This window comes from Bacillus sp. KNSH39 (genome assembly GCF_052656585.1).
Genome location: NZ_JBQXYO010000001.1, coordinates 3,714,704 through 3,738,554, shown reverse-complemented (window position 1 = coordinate 3,738,554; position 23,851 = coordinate 3,714,704). Strand labels below are relative to the sequence as shown.

The window sequence follows — 23,851 nt, the reverse complement described above, 5'->3', positions numbered from 1 at the left end:
TTATTGTATTAGTATTGAGGGTTTTCGTTTATTTTAAACAATGAAATTTCGAAAATAAAAAGCTCCTTCCATTAAGAAAGGAGCTCAAAGGCACGTGCTGGCCAATCGGTAATGATGACATCTACACCATAATCAATCATAGTTTGTAAATCTTTGTATTCGTTAATTGTATATGGACGGAAAACATATCCTTGCTCTTGTGCTAACTGCACAAATTCTTTCGTTAATAACTGGAAGTTTGGATGTAATCCACTTGCTTCTCTATGTTTTGCTTCGGAAATTGGATCAGTAAGTGGTGTATCATATAAAATTGCTCTTGGGATTTCAGGAGCAATTTCTGCTAATAATGAAACAGAGTCATGGTTAAATGATGAAAATACAATTTGATTAGAAAGATGATATTCACGCACAAGTGCAACAGCTTTTTCCTCAATATTTGGGTAATGAATAACATCTGTCTTTAATTCAATATTTAGTTGTAAGTTCGTTGTGGAAAGCCAAATGAAAACCTCACGCAACGTTGGGATTTTTGCTTCATGGAAAGAAGGGTCTTTATAGCTACCAGCGTCCAATAATTGTAGTTCCTCTACCGTTTTTTCAGAAACAAGTCCAACGCCATTTGTTGTACGATCGACGGTTTCATCGTGAATTACGACAAGTTCACCATCTTTTGATAAGTGGACATCGAGTTCAATTCCGTGAGCACCAATGCGTTCTGCTTCTTGGAAGGCAATCATCGTATTTTCGGGATGTGTTCCTTTTACTCCGCGGTGAGCGAAAATAAGTGGTTTACTCATGTGAAATTCTCCTTATTATCTCTTTTCTTTTATTATGAAACTGCTTTAGGGAAAATACAATTGAATATGACAAACATTTACAAAAGTCTAACAGTTGCAGAAAAGTTAACGTTAACGTAAAATGTAATAATCAAGTGAAGGGAGGAATAAACATGTATAAAATTGATGAAGTAACAAAGCAAGTCGGTTTAACAAAACGTACACTTCGTTATTATGAGGAAATTGGTTTAATTCATCCCCCAGAACGTAGTGAGGGAAATATCCGTCTGTATACGGATGAGGATATTGCCAGAATTAAAAGAATTGTAGAAGCGAAAGAAGTGCTAGGAATCACACTTCAAGAAATGCAGCATTTCTTATCACTAAAAGAAAGAATGGAGCAAAGAAGAAATAGCGAAAATCCTCGTGATCGTGAAGTGATTCAAGAAATTAAAGATATGCTTGAAAAACAAGTGCAAACGTTAGACGAAAAAATGGAGCAAATGCAACGTGTAAAGGCAGAACTAGAAGATAGTTTACATCGTGCAATAACATTTTTAGAGAGCACAAAAGGAGAGTAATCAAAATGGAGAGCAAACAAAAACTAGGGAGATTGATTACAGTGGTGGCTACCTTCCTTGCCTTTTCGGGTATAGGAGTAGTCGACCCAATTTTGCCGATTATTGCAGAGAAAATTGGTGCATCGCATTGGCAAGTTGAAATGTTATTTACCGCTTATATTTTAACGATGGCAATTATGATGTTACCAGCTGGTATATTTGCATCGAGATTTGGTGATAAACGGATGATGACAATCGGTCTTGCGATTGTGACTGTATTTGCGTTTATATGTGGTATGTCACAAACGATTGCTCAATTATCTCTTTTCCGCGCTGGATGGGGATTAGGGAATGCGATGTTCTTCGCGACGGCGATGACTTTATTGATTGCATTAAGTAAAGAAGTTCATGAAGCAGTAGGATTATACGAAGCAGCTATCGGCTTAGGTATGGCTGGCGGACCGTTATTAGGTGGGATATTAGGTGGTCATTCTTGGCGTTATCCGTTTTTCGCGACGAGTATTTTAATTTTCTTAGCATTTATTTTAGTATTCTTTTTTGTAAAAGAACCAGAACGAAAAGTGAAGCGTAAGGCTGCTGGCGTAGGGGAATTACTTAACCTGGTGAAGTATAAACCATTTATGCAAGGTGCCATTTCAGGGATGCTATACTACTACGGATTTTTTGTCGTGTTAGCATATTCACCACTTATTATGCATTTATCAGCTATTCAATTAGGCTTTGTATTTTGCGGATGGGGACTCGCGTTAGCTTACGGTTCTGCAATTTTAGCACATAAGCTAGAAGGGAAATATGAACCAAAAACATTATTGAAGGGTAGTTTACTCGTATTTGCGATTTTCTTAATTGCACTATTCTTTGTGAAAATTATGTGGTTACAAATTACTCTTATCGTTTTATCAGGATTGGCGTCTGGCTTAAACAATGCATTATACACAAGTTATGTAATGGATATTTCACCTTATGAAAGATCTGTTACGTCAGGTGTTTATAACTTTGTTCGTTGGTTAGGTGGTGCGATTGCTCCGATTTTATCAGGAATTATCGGTCATACTGTTTCACCACAAAGTCCGTTTTTAGTAGGTGGAATTGTGGTGTTAGTTGGTTGTATTATGATCCTAATTCCAATTCGTAAACCAGTAGAAATAGAGACAAAAGCCCTTTCTTAAGAAAGGGTTTTCTTTCCTTTTACGGTGCAAACCCTTTCCGCACATATGTTAGAACCCTCTGACTAAAATATATTTTCGGTATTTTTGTACTTTTAACTATACATTTTGGATGTTTTGTTTTATTTTTGTTAGGGGACATTAATGATGTCCCTATTATAAATTTGCATTGAAAGGCGTGATTGTACGATGGAACTATGGTTCACTGAAAAACAAACAAAACATTTTGGGATTACGGCGCGTATTAACCGCACATTACATACGGAGCAAACAGAATTCCAAAAACTTGATATGGTTGAAACGGAAGAGTTCGGAAACATGCTTATTTTAGATGGCATGGTTATGACAACAGAAAAGGACGAGTTCGTTTATCACGAAATGGTAGCGCACGTACCTTTATTTACACATCCAAACCCTGAAAACGTATTAGTTGTTGGTGGCGGTGATGGTGGTGTTATTCGTGAAGTGTTAAAACACCCAAGTGTAAAGAAAGCAACTCTTGTTGAAATCGATGGAAAAGTAATTGAGTACTCTAAACAATACTTACCATCAATTGCAGGCGCATTAGATAATGAGCGTGTAGAAGTAAAAGTAGGAGACGGTTTCCTACATATCGCAGAAAGCGAAAATGAATACGATGTAATTATGGTAGATTCTACTGAGCCAGTAGGACCAGCAGTAAACCTATTTACAAAAGGCTTCTACGCTGGAATTTCAAAAGCGTTAAAAGAAGATGGTATTTTCGTTGCACAAACGGACAACCCTTGGTTCACACCAGAGTTAATTACAACTGTGTTTAAAGACGTAAAAGAGATCTTCCCAATCACTCGTTTATACACAGCAAACATTCCAACTTACCCAAGTGGTCTTTGGACGTTCACAATTGGATCTAAAAAACATGATCCATTAGAAGTAAGTGAAGAGCGTTTCCACGAAATCGAAACGAAATACTACACAAAAGAATTACACAATGCAGCATTCGCATTACCGAAATTTGTTGGCGATTTAATTAAGTAAGAGAATTGTATCAAACAAATAAAGTGTAAGTAGCTCATTTAAGGTGTTTGTCCAGAAGACTTGAACATGCTAGCTACTTACACTTCTGTAGAGAAAATCGTCTTCTTGTTGTTAAAAAGAAGACCCGGTAAATCGAGAAAGAGGAGCAATTCGCTCCAAATTTGAGAAATAGTGAAAGGTTGGGATACCTTAAGTTCCACATAAGGAGGAAAAGAATATGCGTTTTGATGAAGCTTATTCAGGTAAAGTATTTATTAAAAGTCATCCAAGTTTTGAAGAGTCAAAGGTAGTTATTTATGGGATGCCTATGGATTGGACAGTAAGTTACCGTCCGGGATCTCGTTTTGGCCCTGCACGTATTCGTGAAGTATCAATCGGTCTTGAAGAATATAGCCCGTATTTAGATCGTGAACTAGAAGAGGTAAAATATTTTGATGCGGGTGATATCCCATTACCATTCGGAAACGCACAACGCAGCTTAGACATGATTGAAGAGTATGTATCAAAACTTTTAGATGCCGATAAGTTTCCACTAGGTCTCGGCGGTGAGCACCTAGTGTCTTGGCCAATTTTTAAGGCAATGGCAAAAAAATATCCGGATTTAGCAATCATCCACATGGATGCTCATACTGATTTACGTGAATCGTATGAAGGGGAGCCTTTATCCCACTCTACACCAATTCGTAAAGTGTGTGATTTAATTGGTCCGGAAAACGTATATTCTTTCGGAATTCGTTCTGGAATGAAGGAAGAATTTGAATGGGCGAAAGAAGTAGGTATGAACTTATACAAATTTGACGTATTAGAACCGTTAAAAGAAGTATTACCGAAACTTGCTGGCCGCCCAGTCTATGTCACAATCGACATTGATGTATTAGACCCAGCTCACGCTCCAGGAACAGGAACGTTAGAAGCTGGCGGTATCACATCTAAAGAATTATTAGATTCCATCGTAGCAATTGCAAATTCAAATATAAATGTAGTTGGAGCAGACTTGGTAGAAGTAGCTCCAGTCTACGACCATAGTGATCAAACACCAGTCGCAGCAAGCAAATTCGTGCGGGAAATGCTGCTCGGTTGGGTAAAATAAAAGTGAAGCCGACTGTTTAGACCCGGTGACTAAGGTTCTTTCCTGCAAAAGGTGCTTTTTACCTTTTGGCAGGGAAGGTTCTTAGACGCAAGGGTCTAGGAGGCGTAACTGGATAGAAATAAAAGCGGAAGCGGCTCGCTCAGAATGTGAGGGGGATGGAGCTTCAGACGTAGAGGCTCTTTTTGCCTCGAAGGAAGAAGCGAAGCCACCGATCATTCTAGCCACTGCAGCTAGATAAAATAAAAGCCCTCTATATGATTAGAGGGCTCTTATTTTTTCGTTATGTGTCGGTAAGTCGATATATTAAAAAAATCGCCGATATAATTCGAGTTGCGCTGATATATTAAAAAACCGCCGATATAATTTCATTTACTGTTACGCGACACAAAAAAGAGCTATTCCTAAACGATGGGAATAGCTCTTTTTCTTATGCAACCTTCTCTTCCGAAGTAACTCCGCGAATTTCATCAGCAGAGCGGATCGGATATTTATGGAACACAATAGATCCGATGTATCCGACAATAGTGGTAACGATCCCACATAATATAGCAGCAATTGTTACTTTTACAACGTCATTAAATCCGAATAAGACAAGAAGTCCTGGGATTGGTGATGCTGTTCCTGGTGCATTATTAACGAGCTGGAACAGAGAGGTAATAATACCAGCAAGTGCACCGCCAACGAAGTTTGTCGCATAAATTGGAATCGGATTTGCTGAAACAACATCGGCTTGTGTTAAAGGCTCGATTGCTACAGCAATTGTATCTTTCTTTGAACAAATTTTTAAGCGTTTAAAGAAAATAAAGTTCATTGGGGCTGAAGCTGCTACAGCCAGACTACCAATTGCCATTGGTAAACCTGTTAATCCAAGCATTGCAGTTAGTGCCATAGAACTCAGTGGAGAGGTAGAAATAACTGTTATTAATCCACCAAGCATAATACCCATAATGATAGGACTTTCTGTAGTTGCAACTGAAATCATAGAACCGATTTTACCAAGTGTGGCGTTAACGAGCGGATCCATAAGCATTGCCATTCCGCGTGAGATTGGTGCAGCGATAAATAGGATTGCTAAAAATTCCACACCAGCTGGTAATTTCTTTTCGAGAAATTTCACGACGAAGGCACAAACGTATCCAGCGAAAAATCCTGGTAAAATACCAAATCCACTAGTAGCGATACCAATTAAAACAGCATATACGGGGGAAACACCGATTGCTAATGCGACTAAAATCGCTGCTGCGACACCGCTCATACTACCGGAAGCTTCTCCTACTGATTGTAAAAAGTCATTATGAAACATTTCTCCACCTATATAACGGTGAAATGCTTCAATAAGAAAACTTGCAATTGCTGCATTAGCTAAAGCGCCCATCGCCTTCATTCCGTAAGGCGCACGGTAACTGAAAAGTGTAAATAGACAAAGTACAACAAGTAATAGTGCTAAACCTTGCAAGATAGCCATTTGAAAACTGTCTCCTTTGATTTTTGTAATAAAAATTCGTATCATTCAATAATAATATAAAAGTGTATGAAACGGAAAAATTTTTTCTTGGGAACTGGTTGTAAGAAAAAATCCCTTACAATAATGTAAGGAAAGTGTAAGACTTTTAGATAGAGTATAGTATGCTCTTTTCCGTATAATACAAGTATAGATATAATACTAGCGAGAAAGAAGTGCAAACAGGAGGTTCATGTATGAAATTGGTAATTAAAGTTTTAGCTGTATTCGCCATTATTCTAGGTGGAACAGCGTATTATTTGAACACAAAAACAGAAGGTGTACATGCTTTTGTAGACAACTTCTTTTCAAATAAAGAAATACAAGATTATTATGCGGTTATAGATAAAGGTGAGAAAAAAGACGGAGAATACTTGTATACTTTTAAAGGGTATACAGAAGATGGAAAGTTACAAGTTATTAAAAGAATGATGAACCGTGAATTGCATACGGGGGCGTTTATAAAAATTTATGCAAAAGGTATGCAAGGAAAAGGATGGGCTGAAATCCCGAAAGAATCCATTCCGCAAAAAGCGTTGGAAAAAATAGAAAAACCATAAAAGGAGCGACTCATTCGCTCCTTTTTTAGTACGTTAAAATAGTGATAGATGTCTTCTCTTTGTGAGAAATAATTTTTGCATGTCCACCAATTGGAAAAGTGAAAATCGGGGTTGTATGCCCGAAACTTGCGTTTGCAATGATAGGGATATGTGCAAGTTCAGGTTTTGAAGCAATCATTTCTTGAATGTCTTCTATCGTACATTCTGCACCTTTTTGCATCTTTCCTATAACGATTCCCTTTATGTATTCAAAACCTTGCTGCTGCATAAGGGAATGTAAATAACGATCAAAAGTTTTAAGAGTAGATGTTCCAGTTAAACTATCTTCTTCAATAAATAAAATTTTCTCCTTTAAATTTGGCATATATGGTGTACCTTGCAGTAAGTTAAATGTGCTCATATTGCCACCGATAATATCTCCCGTAGCTTCTCCTTCTTGAATTGAAACATATCCTTCATTTTTAATAAATTCTCGATTTTCCTGATCTATATACCAAGAATCATCGCTCCATGTTTCAGATGGAAGGACTTCAATAGGCTCATTAGAAGTTAAGCACTTTAAAAAGTAATCGGTTGTATACCCGAGCCCTTTCTCCATTCCAAACGAAGAGAAATGGGGTCCTGAATATGTAACAAGCCCTGTTTTTGCGTAAATTGCATTATTTAAGGCAGTAATATCAGAATAACCACAGAAAAATTTCGGATTTTCACGAATTAAATCATAATCGAGATGTTTCAATAAACCATTTGAGTTGTATCCGCCAAGTGTAGTCAAAATAGCTTTTACATTAGAGTCTCGAAATGCTTCATGGAGGTCTTGAATGCGGGAAGAAATAGAGGAGGAAGCAAATCGATCTATCTCATCAGCATATTTTGAGAATGTAACTTGAAAGCCCATGTCAGTTAATCTTTTTATAGCAAGTTTTCTATTTTCATTTGAAACAATACTTAAACTACACGATGGTGAAATCACTCGTATTTCAGCACCCTTTTTTAACTTTGTTGGTATCACTACATTCACCTCTTCAATTGAAAGAATATTTAGATTTAAAAAATATTTTATCATATGAAATAAAGTAGAAGTGAATTATTTTTTGAAATGGAGTTTTCCTGATTTTTCAGCAGACAGACAGAGTCTTTTTTTGATATGATAGGAAAAGTGATTTATTATAAGTAGTATTTAATATCTATAACATTTGAAAGGTGTGCAAGACGTGGAGAAACAACTTGCAGGCTTGCCGGTACACGTTCATTTCGTAACAGAAATCCGTGAAGGGGCGAGGAAGGAAACCGTTGCTTTTGAAGCAAATGGTCAATACTATGTAAAAGGTCAAGGTACATATGTAACATTCCAGGAGCCGAACGAACAAGGCGAAGTGAAAACAATTATTAAAATTCAAGATGAACAAGTTCTCATTATGCGTTCAGGTGCTGTTTCTATGCGTCAGACGCATGTGAAAGGTGAATGGACAACTGGTACGTATACGAGTGAACTTGGTACGTTTGCATTGCAAACAAAGACTGATAACGTTCTTTTTAAATGGTCGGATGAAAAGAAAAAAGGACAACTCTTCTTAACGTACGCATTGCTTCTAAGTGAACAAGAAGCTGGCAGATATACTATTACAATTAATTTGAAGGAGGCAAAATAATGAATTCCTTAGAACAGGTAAAAGGATTGATTAAAGAAGAAATTCAGGCTGCTGTATTAAAGGCAGAATTAGCGACAGAAGAACAAATTCCAAACGTTGTATTAGAATCTCCAAAAGATAAAACAAATGGTGACTTCTCTACAAATATGGCAATGCAACTTGCACGCGTTGCGAAAAAAGCACCTCGTATGATTGCAGAAGAACTAGTTGCAAACTTCGATAAAGCAAAAGCTTCTATTGAAAAAATCGAAATCGCTGGTCCTGGTTTTATTAACTTCTATATGGATAATAGCTACTTAACAGATTTAATTCCAACAATCGTAAACGCTGGTGAAGCTTACGGTGAAACGAATACTGGTAAAGGTGAAAAAGTACAAGTTGAGTTCGTATCTGCGAATCCAACAGGTGACCTTCACTTAGGACATGCACGAGGTGCGGCAGTAGGTGACACTTTATGTAACCTATTAGCAAAAGCAGGATACGATGTATCTCGTGAGTACTACATTAATGACGCTGGTAACCAAATTCATAACTTAGCTCTTTCTGTTGAAGCTCGTTACATGCAAGCTTTAGGCTTAGAAAAAGAAATGCCAGAAGACGGATACCATGGTGCGGATATCATTGGAATTGGTAAACGTTTAGCAGAAGAATTCGGTGATCGTTATGCGAAAGCTGATGAAAAAGAAAGCTATGAATTCTACCGTGAGTACGGTTTAAAATATGAATTAGCAAAACTTCAAAAAGACTTAGAAAGCTTCCGCGTTAAATTTGATGTATGGTTCTCAGAAACATCATTATACAAAAACGGGAAAATTGATCAAGCACTTGCTGTATTAAAAGAGCGCGACGAGATCTTTGAAGAAGACGGTGCAACTTGGTTCCGTTCAATGACTTACGGTGACGATAAAAACCGTGTATTAATTAAAAATGACGGTTCTTACACATACTTAACGCCAGATATCGCGTATCATCGTGATAAATTAGAGCGTGGTTTCGATAAGTTAATTAACATTTGGGGTGCTGACCATCACGGTTATATCCCACGTATGAAAGCTGCTATTCAAGCACTTGGTTACGATAAAGACACGCTTGAAGTAGAAATCATCCAAATGGTACAACTATACCAAAATGGTGAAAAAATGAAGATGAGTAAGCGTACGGGTAAAGCAGTTACACTTCGTGAGCTTATGGAAGAAGTAGGCGTGGACGCAATGCGTTACTTCTTCGCAATGCGTAGCGGTGACTCTCATTTAGACTTCGATATGGACTTAGCTGTATCAAAATCTAATGAAAACCCAGTATACTATGCACAATACGCTCACGCTCGCGTATGCAGCATCCTTCGCCAAGGTGAAGAATTAGGATTAGCTACAGGCGGAGACGTTAACTACAAACTTGTTACTTCTGAAAAAGAAGTAGAGTTACTGAAAAAACTTGGTGAATTCCCAGCGGTAGTTGCGGATGCAGCACAAAAACGTCTACCACACCGTATTACAAACTATGCATTTGAATTAGCAGCAACATTACACAGCTTCTACAATGCAGAAAAAGTATTAAACCAAGATAATTTAGAATTAAGTAAAGCTCGTTACGAGTTAATGAAAGCAGTACGCACTACACTTCAAAATGCATTAGCAATCGTAGGAGTATCTGCACCAGAAAAAATGTAATTAAGAAAAGCGGAAGCGGCTCGTTTAGAATAGGAGGGGGATGGAGCTCCTGACAGAGAGGCGTACTTTGCCTCGGAGGAAGGCGCGAAGCCACCGAGTATTCTAGCCGCTGGAGCTAGGCAATAAAGAAAAGCGGAGCCGACTGTTTAGTCCCGAAGGCTAAGGTTCTTTCCCACAGAAGATGCATTTTATCTTCTAGTGGGGAAGGTTCTTAGACAGAAGGGGCTAGGAGGCAGAGCTGGACATAAAGAAAAGCGGAAGCGGACTTTCGTTTTTAAATAAAAGGCAATCACACGATGTTGTGATTGCCTTTTTATGTGGAGATAATAAAAAATAAAATTTTATCAAACAAAAAGGGAATTTGCGTCGTCTTATATAAATGACAGGAGGCTTATGATGGAAGAAAAGGTAGAAGAATTAATTGATATATATAAGAAGCAAATATATTCCTTATGCTATAAGTTAGCAAAGACGAAAGAAGACGCGGAAGATATTTTTCAAGAGACATGGATAAAAGTTTTTTCATCGCGGCACCAACTTTCTTACGTGGAGAATTATAAAAAATGGATTACTACAATTTGTGTTCGTACGTTTTATGATTTTTATCGTAAGAAAAAAAGGTGGAAAGATCGAATATTGGATTTGTTTCATAAAGAGGATGGTGGAGAAATAGATTTCGCAGATGATGTGAATATATCAGAAGAATTTATTCAAAAAGTGGAAGCGGAAATGATACGGGAAGTTATACAGCTATTGAATGAAAAATATAAAACCGTGCTCGTACTCTACTATTATGAACAATACTCTTATAAAGAAATGAGCGAAATATTAAATATACCGATTGGTACGGTAAAGTATCGGCTTAATTATGGGAAAAAGAAAATGCGAGAACATTTGGAGGGGTTCGTTCATGAAGGAAGATAAATTTGAACAGAAAATAAAGAGCAGTTTAGCAGAAGGGATAACTCCAAGCGAAGAGCTAATAAATAACACGAAGCAGGGCGTGCGAAAGGCTCAGAAGTTAGAGAGGAAATGGATGATTTGTATTCATACCATTTGGATTGTTTTGCTAACAATTGTTATAGAACAATTTGTCACTCATTTGGATTATAAAATTCCTATGTTAATAGCCATTGTGATTATGATGCATGTATACATTCCGATATATGTTGTAATACAGTCATTTTTAAAGAAGGAGTATAAATTACATGAATGAGTTCGCTAATCCGTTTGTACTATTTGAAGTAGCTGGAGTGACGATGTTTTTAGCTTTTATAGCACTTTTAATATGTGTTGCATCATGGGTATATACAGATGCTAAAGCACATCAAATGAGTAAAGGATGGAGTGTCTTAGCGGTTATATTTCCATTTTTTATCGGTTTTTTGTTATATATGGTAAGAAGAAGTAAAAAGAAAGTTGAAGGAGAATATAAGATGAACTTTGTTAAAAAACAGAAAGTAACATTAGTTGCGATATTGGCAAGTACAATGTTTGTATTACTTAGTGGTTTTGCTTTTGCACAAACGTTAGATGACGCGTGGAAAGCAGGAGATATATATTTAGAAAATGAGAAGCAAGGGGAGACAAGTTACGAGGCGAAATTCTCATCATGGGATATTGCCGGTAAAGATATTGAACTTCAGTATGAGAAGGACACAGAAGTGACATTTTCTTATGAGACAGATGCAAAACGAGGGAACTTATGCTTTAGCGTGTATGAAAGACGAGGAGAAGGTATAAAAGAGTTAAAGGAAATCTGTGAATCGAAAAAAGGTAGTTTTACAGTTACTTTAAAAGCAAATGAAGAGTATGTATTGAATATAAGTGGATTAAAAGTGAAAGATGGATTCGTAAAAGTGAATTGGCAAGAGAAATAAAAGGGGCCCTATAAAGGACCTCTTTTTTATTGAATAGTATAAGTAACAGAAAAACTAACAGGACTATAGTAAACGTAAGGTGCATGAAATTGAACATACATATTTCCATCTGTTTTTGCAGTGAAAATTCGGCCGTAACCATCAGAATAACGTCCAATTAGGTTATGATTTGAGTCATAAACACTGTAACTAGGAGTTTTGCTGTTAGGATGAATTGTTAGTTCTTGTCCTTTTTGAAGGAAAATAGGTTCTTGTTCAGAACTACCTCCAGTTTGCAAAGAATAAAATTTTGTAAAGCTTTGTTCTTGAGCGGCAGCAGCGACTTTTGTTTCAGGAATAAACGCAGTAGCTCCAGTAATTCCTGCTAAAGTTAATGCACCTGCTAAAATCATTTTTTTCATAATAGAAAAAGCCTCCTTATTAGTTGTAATCGGTGTTGTTACAATTAATATTGTATACGATAATGGGTAGGATAAAATATGCTTTTATGCATATATATTTTTTCTCAATAAAAGACCACTGATAAAATCAGTGGTCTTTTAAATGATTAAGCAGCTTTCTGTTCAGTTTGAGGAACAGGTTTTTGAAGCGAGTTATAAACTCCTGTTCCGATAACGTCTAATGCCATTCTCATTCGTTCAGGTGAAATGTTTTCTAATACGTTATCTTGAGGTGTATGGTATACCTTCTCAATATGATAGATTAATGGATTCCAACTATCGACACCCATCCAAATGAATAGAGCAGCAGGAATACCAGCTTCAGCAAATGGAACATGATCACTAGAACCAAATTTACCTTGTAGGACGAGGTCATTATTTAGTTGTTTACCTGCTTGCAAGGCAGCGTCTGTTACAAAGTTTGTAGAGCCATCAGGTGTCATAGCGTATAAATTCTTTGCTTTATCATAATTTGTTGCAACCATGTCGGCGTTAAAGACACCTAAAATACGGTCGCGTTCTTTCTGGGATAGACTATTCACGTAATAATCCGAACCAAGTAATCCAGTTTCTTCAGAACCAAAGGTAATAAAGCGAATTTCTTTATCAGTTTCTACATTTTGAAAAGCACGAGCTAGTTCTAATACTAATCCAGTTCCAGAAGCATTATCATTTGCGCCAGGTGCTCCGACAACACTATCATAGTGCGAGCTTACAACGACTGCTTTCTCATTACCTGTACTCTTTTTTGGTTTCTTTTTGGCGATAACATTTAGAGATGTTAATTTAGATTCATGTCTCGCTTTTAGGGAAAGAATTGTTGTCCCTTTTTTAGCGATTTCTTCTTTAAATGCATTTCCTTGCGCATAAGCAAGACCAAAGACAGGGATAGACTGCTTTTTCGTTAGGCGGGGATTGAAGGTTTGTCCATAATTTCCGCGTCCGCCAATTAAACTGTATAAAAGAACACCTTTTGCACCTTTGCTAACAGCATTTTCAACTTGTTTATTATAGTCTGTAACTGTCGTTCCTCTTTCAAATAAAACAATTTTACCGTTTACTTCATTTGGAATATCTTCTAATTTTGTCCCACCTTGAACAAAGATAAGGGGGGCTGTAATAGCTTCTGTAGAAATGAGTGCATTAGGAGCAGCACCAGCTTGCCAATTACGTTTTGTTGATAGTGGTGATTCAATGAATCCAACGTATTGATCGGGCACCTGAAATGGTTGATATTCTACGTCATAGCCCATTGATTTAAGCTGCATACCAATGTAACGAGAAGCCCATTCTTCGGATTTTGTTCCACCGGGGCGAGGACCAATTGTTTCAGATAAGAAACGAACATGTTCAATCGCGCGGTTTGGATCAATCTGTTTTGTAATAGATGGAGTTTGTGTAACCTCTGACGTGGAATCCGCTTTTGCTTGCCCAATTGGAGCTAAGCTAACAGCGAGTGATACAGCAAGCAAAGAGCTTACTATTTTTTGTTTCAATGATTTTCTCATTTTTTCCTCTCCTATTCTTCTATTCTCTGTGACTGACAAAAGAAGACGGATAATGACTTTATTTTACCTTCGAGTCTTTTGTTTTTCAATATTCTGACATTGAGAAATAAAAACAATATATGCATATTTGCATATTTTTGAGGAAGATATGTATGCTATCATTTTAAACGAAGGTTCGCTTTCTACTCTGAAAGCTCCTACATTGCATGAATCTAGTGTACCCAAACTTTAGATTATGTAGAGAAATGGAACCACTGTAGGGTTTCATTTCTCATGTTTGAATCAGTTGATGGTAATTATGTTTCCGCATTTCATAATTATTATCAGTGATATATGTAAGGCATCCATATGAAAATAAGAGGCTGTTCAAAGGTTTTCCGTACTTTTGGGCAGCCTCACCCCGTTAAAAGGACGATACTTTATGTATCGTCCTTTTTGTATAAAAAAACATCCAATCAATTGAGAGATTGATTGGATGTGAAAAAATTATTAATAATTTTTTTTGCGTTTTGTAGCCAAAATACTTAATAATCCAGCTAGTAGAAGAAGGATACCTACTGTTTGTGTAGGGTCTTCTTTATGACCTGTATTTGGAAGGTGTTTATCCGTATTTCGATCATCTTGCTGTTTGTTATCTGTTTTATTCGATGTTTCTTCGGAAGTTCCGTTTTCGTGTTTCTCAGATGTTTCATTGCCTTTGTTCTCTTCTTTATTTGGAGGAGTAACTGGCTTGTCATCTCCACCTGACGAAGATTCAATCTTTTTATTTGAAACTGTAATTTGTAGTGGTGTAGCTTGGGCTTTATCAATTGTAAAGTTTATTGGTGATGCATCTAATTGATAGCCTTTAGGAGCCTGTGTTTCTACTAATTGATAATTACCAGGTTTCAAATCATTTACGATTACTTTTCCGTGTTGGTCTGTTTTTAAACCTTCTCGGATGATTTTTCCATCTTGGTCTAAAATATTGAAAATGGCACCTTCAAGTGTTCCATGGTGATCAATATCAACTTTAGTTAACTCAATTGAACCTGTTGTTAAACTATTTAAAGCTGTAACAGAGGTAATCTGAGATTGTCCTTTCGTAATTGTGAAAGGAATTGGTTTAATGTTTAAATCATAGCCAGTTGGAGCTTTCGTTTCAATGAACTGATAATCTCCCGGACGTAAATCAGAAACAGAAATCTTCCCATCTTTATCAGTAGTTAAATCAGAACGAACATCCTTGCCGTCCATATCTACAATTTTAAAGATTGCTCCTTCAAGAGTAGTACCATCGATGTCATCAACTTTAGTTAATTCAACTGCGCCTTTAGTTAAGCTATTCGTAGCAGTAACAGAGGCGATTTTTTCTTGGCCTTTTTTAACTGTGAACTTAATAGGTGTTTTGTTTAAGTCATAGTGTTCAGGAGCTTTCGTTTCGATAAACTCATAGTCTCCTGGCGGTAATTCACCCACAACTAAACGGCCGTTTTTATCAGTAGTTAAATCGGTACGAACATCGTGTCCATCCTTATTAACAATTTTAAATACTGCACCTTCAAGTGTTGTGTTTTGCTTGGCATCATCAACTTTAATTAACTCAACACTACCTTCCGTTAAGCTATTAATAGCTGTAACGAAGACATGCTTTGTTTGACTTCTTTCGATTGTGAACTTAATTGGTTCTTCATTTAAGTCGTAATGTTTAGGAGCTTTTGTTTCAATAAATTGATAGTCTCCTGGTTGTAAGTCTTTAGCGATGATTTTTCCGTCTTTATTGGTAACTAAATTCGTACGAATGTCGTTACCGTTCAGATCAGTAATTTTAAATATCGCACCTTCTAGCATTTCTTTCTTATCTATAGAGTCAACTTTCGTTAATTCCACGCCACCTTTTGTTAGGCCATTCTTAGCAGTAACAGAAGCGTGAGTTAGTTGACTTCTTTCGATAGTGAAGCTAATAGGTGTTTTATTTAAATCGTAATCTTTCGGAGCTTTCGTTTCAATGAATTGATAGTCTCCTGGGCGTAAGTTCGTAGCAGTAATCTTCCCATCTTTATCAGTAGTTAAATCAGTGCGAACAATTTTACCTTTCGCATCGATGATGTTAAACACTGCATCAGAAAGTTTTGTATCTGGATTTATATCATCCACTTTTACTAATTCTACAGCACCCTCAGTTAAGCTATTTGTAGCAGTAACTTGGAGCTTTTCTTTTTGGCTTTTCTTAATTGTAAACTTAATAGGTGTACTATCTAATTTATAGTGTTCAGGAGCTTTCGTTTCAACAAACTGATAGTCCCCAGGACGTAAATCAGAAACAGAAATTTTTCCGTGTACATCTGTTGTAAGCTCAGTACGAATGTCGTTACCATTCAGATCAGTAATTTTAAATACCGCATCTTTAAGAGCAGTACCATCTACATCATCCACTTTAGAAAGTTCCACAGCGCCTTTCGTTAAGCTATTTGTAGCTGTAACGGAGATAGGATCAGCTTGGCTCTTTGTAATTGTGAATGGAATCGGCTCTTTGTTTAAATCGTAGTGTTTCGGAGCCGTTGTCTCGATGAATTGATAATCACCAGGACGTAGGTCAGAAACGCTAATTTTACCTTGTTGATTCGTAACAAGATTTTTGCGAATTACAGTACCATTCATATCCACAATTTTAAATACTGCGCCTTCAAGAGTAGTGCCATCGACGTCATCCACTTTAGAAAGTTCCACGCCGCCTTTTGTTAAACTATTTTTCATAGTAACGGTAGCAATATCTTTTTGGCTTTTTTCAATTGTAAATATAATTGGTTTTTTGTCTAAATCATAGTGTTCAGGAGCCGTTATTTCAACGAATTGATACGTACCAGGACGTAAGTTTTCGATAACGATTTTACCTTCGCTGTTTGTTTTTAAATCTGTTTTAAGTACTTTGCCATCTTGATCCAGTAAATTAAATACCGCATCAGCAAGTTTTGTTTGAGTGTTTAAATCATCAACTTTAAGTAATTCGATAATACCTTGTTTTAAGCTATTTGTAGCAGTTAAAGAAATAGCTTTCTTCTGTCCTTTTTCAATAGTGAATTTGATTGGTGTTTCATCTAAAACGTAATGCTTCGGAGCTTTCGTTTCGATAAATTGGTAATCACCAGGACGTAGGTCGTTAATTTCGATTATTCCTTGTTCATTTGTAACAAGGTCTTTATGAACTACATCACCATTCATATTAACAATTTTAAATACTGCATCTTTAAGAACAGTGCCATCAACATCATCAACTTTAGAAAGTTTAACTGCACCCTTTGTTAAAGTATTTGTAGCAGTGACATGAAGAGTTTCAGTTTGGCTCTTTTTAATTGTAAATACGATAGGTCTTTTATCTAAATCGTAATGTTCAGGAGCAATTGTTTCAACGAATTGATACGTACCAGGACGTAGGTTTTCAACAACAATTTTACCTTCATCATTTGTTTTTAAGCCTTCTTTAACTAGCTCTCCGTCTGCATCTAATAAATTAAATACGGCGTTAGCAAGTTTTGTATTTATATCAATATCGTCAATCTTTGTTAGTTCAACGCTACCGTTTTTCAAAGCATTTTTGCCTGTAACATTGATCTCTTTCGTTTGACTTCTTTCAATTGTAAATGGAATCGTTGTTTCATCTAATACATAGTGCTCAGGAGCTTTTGTTTCAATGAACTGATAGTCTCCAGGGCGTAAATCAGAAACAGAAATTTTACCGTTTTTATCTGTAACAAGATTCGTATGAACTTCCTTACCATTCATATCAACAATCTTAAAGATTGCACCTTCGAGCATCGTACGATCGATGTCGTCAATTTTTGTTAATGTTACTGCACCTTTCTTTAAACTGTTAGTAGCAGTAACAGTAATATTCTCTTTTTGACTTTTTTCGATAGTGAATGGAATAGGGTCTTTGCTTAAGGTATAGTCTTTTGGAGCTTTTACTTCAATAAATTGATAGTCTCCAGGACGTAAATCAGAAGCAGAAATTTTACCGTTTTTATCAGTCGTTAAACCTTTGCGAATTACCTTTTTAGTATCATGAGCGTCAACGATTATAAATTCTGCACCTTCAAGAATAGTGCCATCAACATCATCAACTTTTGTTAAAGTGACGCCACCTGTAAGTAAACTGTTTTTTACAGTAACAGGGATAGGAAGATCTTCCTTACTACCTTTTTTAATTGTGAACTTAATAGGTGTTTTGTCTAATTTATAATGTTCAGGGGCTTTTGTTTCGATAAATTGATAATCCCCTGGTGCTAAATCAGGAATAACTAATACTCCGTAATCATCTGTTGTTAAATCTTTCATAATTTCTTTGCCAGTTGCATCTTGCAATGTGAATACAGCGCCGGCAAGAGCTTTACTACTTTCCACATCATCTTCTTTAATAAGTTTAACTTTTCCTTTCGTTAAACTATTTTTAAATGTAAGTGGAAGGAGTTTTTGTTGTCCTTTTTCGATTGTAAATTCAATTGGTTCTACATTTACATCGTAATAAGTTGGAGCCTTTGTTTCGATAAGCTTATAGTTACCAGGACGTAAGTCATCTACAACTAGCATTCCTTTACTATTCGTAACAAGGTCCGTACGAACATCTTCATTAGTATCTCTATTAACGATTTTAAATACTGCACCTTCAAGTGTTTCCTTTTCATCTGCAGCATTCACTTTTGTTAACTCAATACCGCCTTTTGTTAAGCTGTTTTTAGCGGTAACAGTAGCCTGAGTTGTTTGACTTTCTGTAATCGTAAATTTAATTGGTTTTGTATTTTTGTCGTAATACTTCGGTGCTGTTACTTCGATAAATTTATAATCGCCAGGGCGTAAGCCAGTAGCGATAGCTTTACCATCCGCACCAGTTTTTACATTTTCGCGAATAACTTTCTTTTCATCATTTGCATCAACAATTTTAAATACAGCACCTTCAAGAGCTGTACCATCGATATCATCAACTTTTGTTAATTCAACATCTCCTGGTTTTAAAGCATTTTCAGCTTTCACAAGTAGAGTTTCTTTCTGACTTCTATCGATTGTAAATTCAATAGGTTCTGCTCGTAAAACGTAATGTTCAGGAGCAGCTATTTCAATAAATTTATACGTACCAGGACGTAGGTTACTAACTTTAACTTTACCGTGTTTATCAGTAGTTAAGTTAGTGTGAGGGGAAACGTCATTATTATTTGTATCGACAAGTTTGAATACCGCACCTTCTAGTGGTTTTTTCTCACCAAACTCATCAACTTTTAATAATTCAACCTCGCCCGTTTTTAAGCTGTTATTTGCCGTAACAGTAGCAAGAGCTTGTTGGCTTTTATCAATTGTAAACTCGATAGGGTTTGTACTTAACGTATAATCCTTAGGAGCTTCTGTTTCGATAAATTTATAAGCACCAGGCTCTAAATCTTTAACGGTAACTTTTCCATCTGAACCTGTTTTTATATTTTCACGAATTACTTGTTTCTCGTCATTCGCATCGACAATTTTAAATACAGCACCTTCAAGGGCAGTACCATCGACATCATCGACTTTCGTTAAAGTGACACCACCTTTAATGAGGTGATTTGTCGCTGTAACAGTAAGTGCTTTCTGTTGGCTCTTTTCAACTGTAAATTTAAGCGGTTTTTTATCTATTTCATAATGTTCAGGTGCTTTTTCTTCAACAAATTGGTACTCTCCAGGAAGTAAATTTTTCGCTTCGATTTGTCCGTTACCATTTGTCGTTAATTTGGTATAACCAGGAATTCTTTTGTTATTTCGGTCCCGTACACTAAATACTGCACCTTCTAAAGTATTACCCTCTTTATCAACTTTTGTTAGGATAACTGAGCCTCTAATCAAGTTGTTTTGGGCCTCTTTATTAATTACTGTTGTTTGATCTTCCTCGATTGTAAATTCAATAAGTCGATCATCTAATTGATAATGTTCAGGAGCCTTTATTTCTTTTAAGTAGTAAGTTCCTGGTTTTAAATTATCTACAGTAATTTGTCCTTTATCATTTGTTATTAATTCTTTATGTTCAGGAATGACATTATGGTTTTGATCAAGCAGAGAGAAAACTGCATTTTTAAGCTTTTCTTTGTTATGAGCATCAGTCTTTGTAAGTACTACTTTTCCAACAAATTTCTCGTTTTTAAGAGTATATGTTGTAGTTTCTTCTGCACCAAGCTTAACAAGTTTACCTGCTTTTAATTCTTTACTAATGACATAGCCATCAAGAGTTTTCATTTCTCTGAGCAGATATTCATCGCGTTTTAAGTTGTTAAACTGAGCGATACCATTTTTGTCTGTTGTAATTGTTCGAATAGCAGTTGTACCTGTGCGATCGAATAAAGTAAATACTACGCCAGATAAAATTTTATTTGGATCTGCATTATCTACTTTTTTAATTTGAAGGTTTCCGCGTCCCTTAGTAGCAGAACCGCCTCCAGATCCAGAAGATACTTTAACTACTATTTCTTCAATTTTTTCAGTTTCTGTTAATTTCAAACTATTACCAGTAATCTTCGCTTTATTGCTTACCTTTTCATTATTATCTGCATTAATGAGTGAACGGTATTCTAAAATATAAGCTCGATCAATAGTATGAAGAAATTCAATTGTAAATTGTTGTTTCCCCGTATTGTTGTCTGTTGTTATTTTGAGTTTATAGTCTTTTCCTTCTTTTAATTCGTTTGTTGTATCTTTCGTTAAAGTGCCATCCACGGCTACTGTTGTCCCATATAGGTGGAATGACTTTTCATCGAGAATTTGATTGTCTGTCGGATCGTCTGTTACGACAGCATTTTCAATCGTTGATTGACTTGCATTAATAGAAACGCTCCAATCAATGTACTTGTCATTTTGTTTTGCTTTTTTCGTAACGCCGCTACCACCATTTTTGATCTCGAATGCACCATGAATATTGGCGATAGTTTCCGATCCATCTTTTAATTTGGCGTAATTATCATAGCGCTTATTAATTTCTTCACCTGCAAGTGAAGTTTTAAAGCTGATATGGTACGCTGTTTTAATTTCATTTTTAAAATGAATCGTTAATGTATTTTTATTATCTTTCGTTGCATTTTCTACCGTATATTCGTCAGGGGAAACAAGTGCCCCTAATTTATAACCGTCTGCACCACCAGTTAATTCCATATGATGAATCTCAATGGAGTCTGGTATAAGTTTTTGATTGTTTTCTAGTACGTCAACGATAGAAGGGTCTTTAATAGTCCTGTTATTATAGTTAAACCCTATGTCCCATTTGATTTCTTTCGTTTGGGCATTGTAAGAACCGTATTTAAATCCGTTTCCTTTTGTATAGCCGTCAGGATTGAATCTATCATGAGATTTACTATTTTTATCGTTCCCATTTATATCTTTCCATGATAACTCAGCTGTATTTTTGAATGATTTATTATCATCCTTTTTAGATAGAGTCTCGTAATTAAAGTCTGTTGTGTACGTGATGGTTAAAGTTTTATCCATATTAGACTTATAACTACCAGCTAGTGTTACTTTGAATCCGTCAGCTGTTACATCAAGTGTGTAATCAGAGTCTAATTTCAGTTCAGTTGATCCATCAGTAATTTTGAAACTATCTTTTTGTAATGTAAGTCCACTATAGTCAAACGTATCAGTGATAACAGCATCATTTAACACGTAATTGTTATCATTTACAATAATTGTCCATTTCGTTGTTTTCTTATTGTAATCTGTATCGTTTGCATTTTTATTATGTTTCTTTATGATGTTTTGTTGTTGTAATGTAACTTTGTTTGTTTTACTCCATTTTCCATCTGCAATAATTGTATTTTCGATTTCGCCATCTTGTATAACATCATTCTTGGCTTTCGATGTATAAGTAATCACATAGGCACTATTAATATCTTCATTAAATTGTAAATCAAATCCCTCATCGGTTTCTTTTACAGTAAAGTTTGTGGCGTTGTCACCTGTAACAAGTTTTCCGTTATTATCATAAGAAGCATTTTTAACCACGATAGAACTTGCATCAACTTTATGAGATTTGTCCAAGATGTCTTTTAAAAGCGCATCAGATTGTTTAATATCTCTTTGGTCACCGTTGAAAGTAATTGTCCATTCAATTGTTTGTGTTTTTGGATTATATTTACTAGTTTTCTCTAGATGTGTACCGCGTGAAACAGTTACAGTTGCATTTGCGGATACATCTCCTTGATTCTTGCTGGATACTTTTGCTTCATTTTTGAAACTAGTAACACTTTCGTCAGTAATTTTTGTCGCATATTCAATTTGATATGCTTTTTTCGTTTCATTTTTAAAAGCGATATTTAATTTATCGGAGGATGAAGTGAGTGTATATTCTTCTTTACTAACTTCGGCTCCACGAGTCGTTTTCCCGTTAATATCTACTTCTAACTCATAAACCTTAATAGAATCTTCATTGAGACTGGCTCCATTTGGAATATTGTCTTGGAAGACAGCGTTTGTAAGAATGTCTTTTGTTTTGTTCATTTCGACTGTCCAATTGATTTGATTCGTATTAATCGGTCTATCAGGTATACCTTTTTTATTCATAGATTTCTTTACATTAGGTTTGAAATCAAGCTCGATAATAACGTCTTGTTCTTTAATTGGGAAAGGAATTTTTTGTTCCGTAGTCCCTTTAATTTTTGTTTTATTGAATTCCGTACCAACTTTTAAATGACCATCTATATTAGGATTGTCTTCAACGTACTCGTTAAAAGTCATAGTTACTTTTCCGTTTAAGTCAACAACGAACGTCCCAATTTCATGTCCTGTTCCATCAACTAAAGGCTGTGTAATGGTGTTGTGGACGATAAAATATTCCGGAAGTTGGAAAATATAGTAATCTCCCTTTTTTACTTTTAATGATTCTAAAACTTCCCATGTAAAATCGATATTGGCAGCAGAATCAGGATTTGGACGATTATCTGTATCATTAAATGGTTTTCCGTCTTTATCTGTTAATTTTACGCTTGTTAAAATATTTTCTTTAATTTGCTTAGGTGATGGGTCTGGATTTTCAACAGGTTGCCCTGTTGTGTTATCACCAGGGTTCTCAGTAGGTTGCTGTGTCCCGCCATCTTTTGGCTGTTCAGTAGGCTGCTGAGGATTCCCGTCTTTCGGCTGTTCCGCAGGTTGCTGAGTGTTCCCGTCTTTTGGTTGTTCCGCAGGTTTCTGCTGTGTCTCACCATCTTTTGACTGTTTCGCAGGCTGCTGAGGATTCCCATCTTTTGGTTGTTCCGCAGGTTTCTGCTGTGTTTCACCATCTTTTGGCTGTTCAGTAGGTTGCTGTGCGTCACCGTTCATTTGCTCTTCGGTAGTCTGCTTAGCATCATCACTATTAATAGTAGGTGAAGTAGGGTTATCTACTTGAACAGGAACTGAGATAGTCTTAGCTACTGTACCTAGAGGGAAAGTGAGTGGGACGGCTTTTATGCCAGGTTTTAAATCTGGATTGAATACAGTGTCAAATTTAATTTTTCCCTTAACACCTTTTGAATCTTTTACTGAATTGTTAAAGACTATTTTCATTTTGTTATCGTTTGCCGTAACAAAATATTGACCAATAATTTGTTGATCTGCCATCAAGTTTCCTTGTTGGTCATTTTTTACTTTTAATGCGTTAGGTATTTGAAGAACTGTTGCATCTTTTTCTTGTGCAATTTGATGATCTTTTATTGACCAAGCATATTCTAGGTGAATGATTGATCCTGCATTTATTAAGTTTTTAGGATTTAATGCTTCGTCAATAATATGATTCGTTGCATCTTTCATTTCAACAGTGTCAAATAAGGAATCTCCTGTTAAGGTTTCCGCTTTTACTTGATTGTATGGAAAACTAGCAAGTTGCGAAAATAGTACGAATACAATTAAACATACATTGAAAAGTTTTTTCATTTTTCCTCCTCTGAACATTCATTTGTCCATTGGGGACTTATTCCACATGAACAAATGGAATATTAAAAGTATTTGTTATAAGCTATTTATTTTTGCTATCCCTCCGTTTCTATACGCGT

At 36.0% G+C, this 23,851-nt stretch carries 16 protein-coding genes; 10 read left to right on the top strand and 6 right to left on the bottom strand.

The features are described 5' to 3' along the window. Window positions 1-71: 71 nt before the first annotated feature. Window positions 72-797, bottom strand: a complete 726-nt coding sequence (locus ACUL40_RS19090) for a glycerophosphodiester phosphodiesterase (protein ID WP_000042779.1) — start codon at window positions 795-797, stop codon at window positions 72-74. Between the two features lie 152 nt (window positions 798-949). Here ACUL40_RS19090 and ACUL40_RS19085 point away from each other — a divergent pair, with 152 nt between their 5' ends. The 4 genes from ACUL40_RS19085 to speB all read left to right on the top strand — a co-directional run bounded on the left by ACUL40_RS19085 (window position 950) and on the right by speB (window position 4,630). Further along, complete coding sequence (locus tag ACUL40_RS19085) at window positions 950-1,357, top strand: MerR family transcriptional regulator (protein ID WP_074047652.1); 408 nt, start codon at window positions 950-952, stop codon at window positions 1,355-1,357. 5 nt (window positions 1,358-1,362) lie between these two features. Further along, window positions 1,363-2,526 (top strand): MFS transporter, encoded by a 1,164-nt coding sequence (locus ACUL40_RS19080; RefSeq protein WP_000444228.1) that lies wholly within the window; start codon window positions 1,363-1,365, stop codon window positions 2,524-2,526. A 186-nt stretch (window positions 2,527-2,712) separates the two neighbouring features. After that, entirely contained in the window at window positions 2,713-3,540 is an 828-nt protein-coding gene (gene speE / locus ACUL40_RS19075) for a polyamine aminopropyltransferase (protein WP_000424696.1), read from the top strand. Between the two features lie 217 nt (window positions 3,541-3,757). Further along, window positions 3,758-4,630: an agmatinase gene (gene speB / locus ACUL40_RS19070; protein WP_001209831.1), complete on the top strand. Its 873-nt coding sequence runs from the start codon at window positions 3,758-3,760 to the stop codon at window positions 4,628-4,630. A gap of 427 nt (window positions 4,631-5,057) precedes the next feature. Here speB and ACUL40_RS19065 read toward each other — a convergent pair whose 3' ends face one another. Further along, window positions 5,058-6,095 (bottom strand): PTS sugar transporter subunit IIC, encoded by a 1,038-nt coding sequence (locus ACUL40_RS19065; protein ID WP_000996316.1) that lies wholly within the window; start codon window positions 6,093-6,095, stop codon window positions 5,058-5,060. 233 nt (window positions 6,096-6,328) lie between these two features. Here ACUL40_RS19065 and ACUL40_RS19060 point away from each other — a divergent pair, with 233 nt between their 5' ends. Further along, window positions 6,329-6,691: a YxeA family protein gene (locus tag ACUL40_RS19060; protein WP_000779921.1), complete on the top strand. Its 363-nt coding sequence runs from the start codon at window positions 6,329-6,331 to the stop codon at window positions 6,689-6,691. A gap of 25 nt (window positions 6,692-6,716) precedes the next feature. Here the strand turns inward: ACUL40_RS19060 and ACUL40_RS19055 are convergent, their stop codons facing one another. Further along, on the bottom strand, window positions 6,717-7,703 hold the full coding sequence (locus ACUL40_RS19055; RefSeq protein WP_000613224.1) for a S66 family peptidase: 987 nt from the start codon (window positions 7,701-7,703) through the stop codon (window positions 6,717-6,719). A gap of 202 nt (window positions 7,704-7,905) precedes the next feature. Here ACUL40_RS19055 and ACUL40_RS19050 point away from each other — a divergent pair, with 202 nt between their 5' ends. The 5 genes from ACUL40_RS19050 (at window position 7,906) to ACUL40_RS19030 (ending at window position 11,893) form a co-directional block, all read left to right on the top strand. Continuing rightward, window positions 7,906-8,343 (top strand): DUF1934 domain-containing protein, encoded by a 438-nt coding sequence (locus tag ACUL40_RS19050; RefSeq protein ID WP_000414867.1) that lies wholly within the window; start codon window positions 7,906-7,908, stop codon window positions 8,341-8,343. Beyond that, window positions 8,343-10,013, top strand: a complete 1,671-nt coding sequence (gene argS, locus ACUL40_RS19045) for an arginine--tRNA ligase (protein ID WP_001086454.1) — start codon at window positions 8,343-8,345, stop codon at window positions 10,011-10,013. The genes ACUL40_RS19050 and argS overlap by 1 nt, the downstream gene beginning before the upstream one ends. A 396-nt stretch (window positions 10,014-10,409) precedes the next feature. Beyond that, complete coding sequence (locus ACUL40_RS19040; RefSeq protein ID WP_000391642.1) at window positions 10,410-10,937, top strand: RNA polymerase sigma factor; 528 nt, start codon at window positions 10,410-10,412, stop codon at window positions 10,935-10,937. Then, window positions 10,924-11,229, top strand: a complete 306-nt coding sequence (locus ACUL40_RS19035; RefSeq protein WP_445422772.1) for an anti-sigma factor — start codon at window positions 10,924-10,926, stop codon at window positions 11,227-11,229. The genes ACUL40_RS19040 and ACUL40_RS19035 overlap by 14 nt, the downstream gene beginning before the upstream one ends. Then, on the top strand, window positions 11,222-11,893 hold the full coding sequence (locus tag ACUL40_RS19030) for an ECF-type sigma factor negative effector (protein ID WP_001001596.1): 672 nt from the start codon (window positions 11,222-11,224) through the stop codon (window positions 11,891-11,893). The genes ACUL40_RS19035 and ACUL40_RS19030 overlap by 8 nt, the downstream gene beginning before the upstream one ends. A 26-nt stretch (window positions 11,894-11,919) precedes the next feature. Here ACUL40_RS19030 and ACUL40_RS19025 read toward each other — a convergent pair whose 3' ends face one another. The 3 genes from ACUL40_RS19025 to ACUL40_RS19015 form a co-directional block, all read right to left on the bottom strand. After that, window positions 11,920-12,294, bottom strand: a complete 375-nt coding sequence (locus ACUL40_RS19025; RefSeq protein ID WP_000738221.1) for a hypothetical protein — start codon at window positions 12,292-12,294, stop codon at window positions 11,920-11,922. Window positions 12,295-12,440: 146 nt separating this feature from the next. Next, entirely contained in the window at window positions 12,441-13,841 is a 1,401-nt protein-coding gene (locus tag ACUL40_RS19020) for a M28 family metallopeptidase (protein WP_001232212.1), read from the bottom strand. A 489-nt stretch (window positions 13,842-14,330) separates the two neighbouring features. Further along, window positions 14,331-23,732, bottom strand: coding sequence for a SpaA isopeptide-forming pilin-related protein (locus tag ACUL40_RS19015; protein WP_445422773.1), 9,402 nt, complete (start codon window positions 23,730-23,732; stop codon window positions 14,331-14,333). Between the last annotated feature and the right edge of the window lie 119 nt (window positions 23,733-23,851).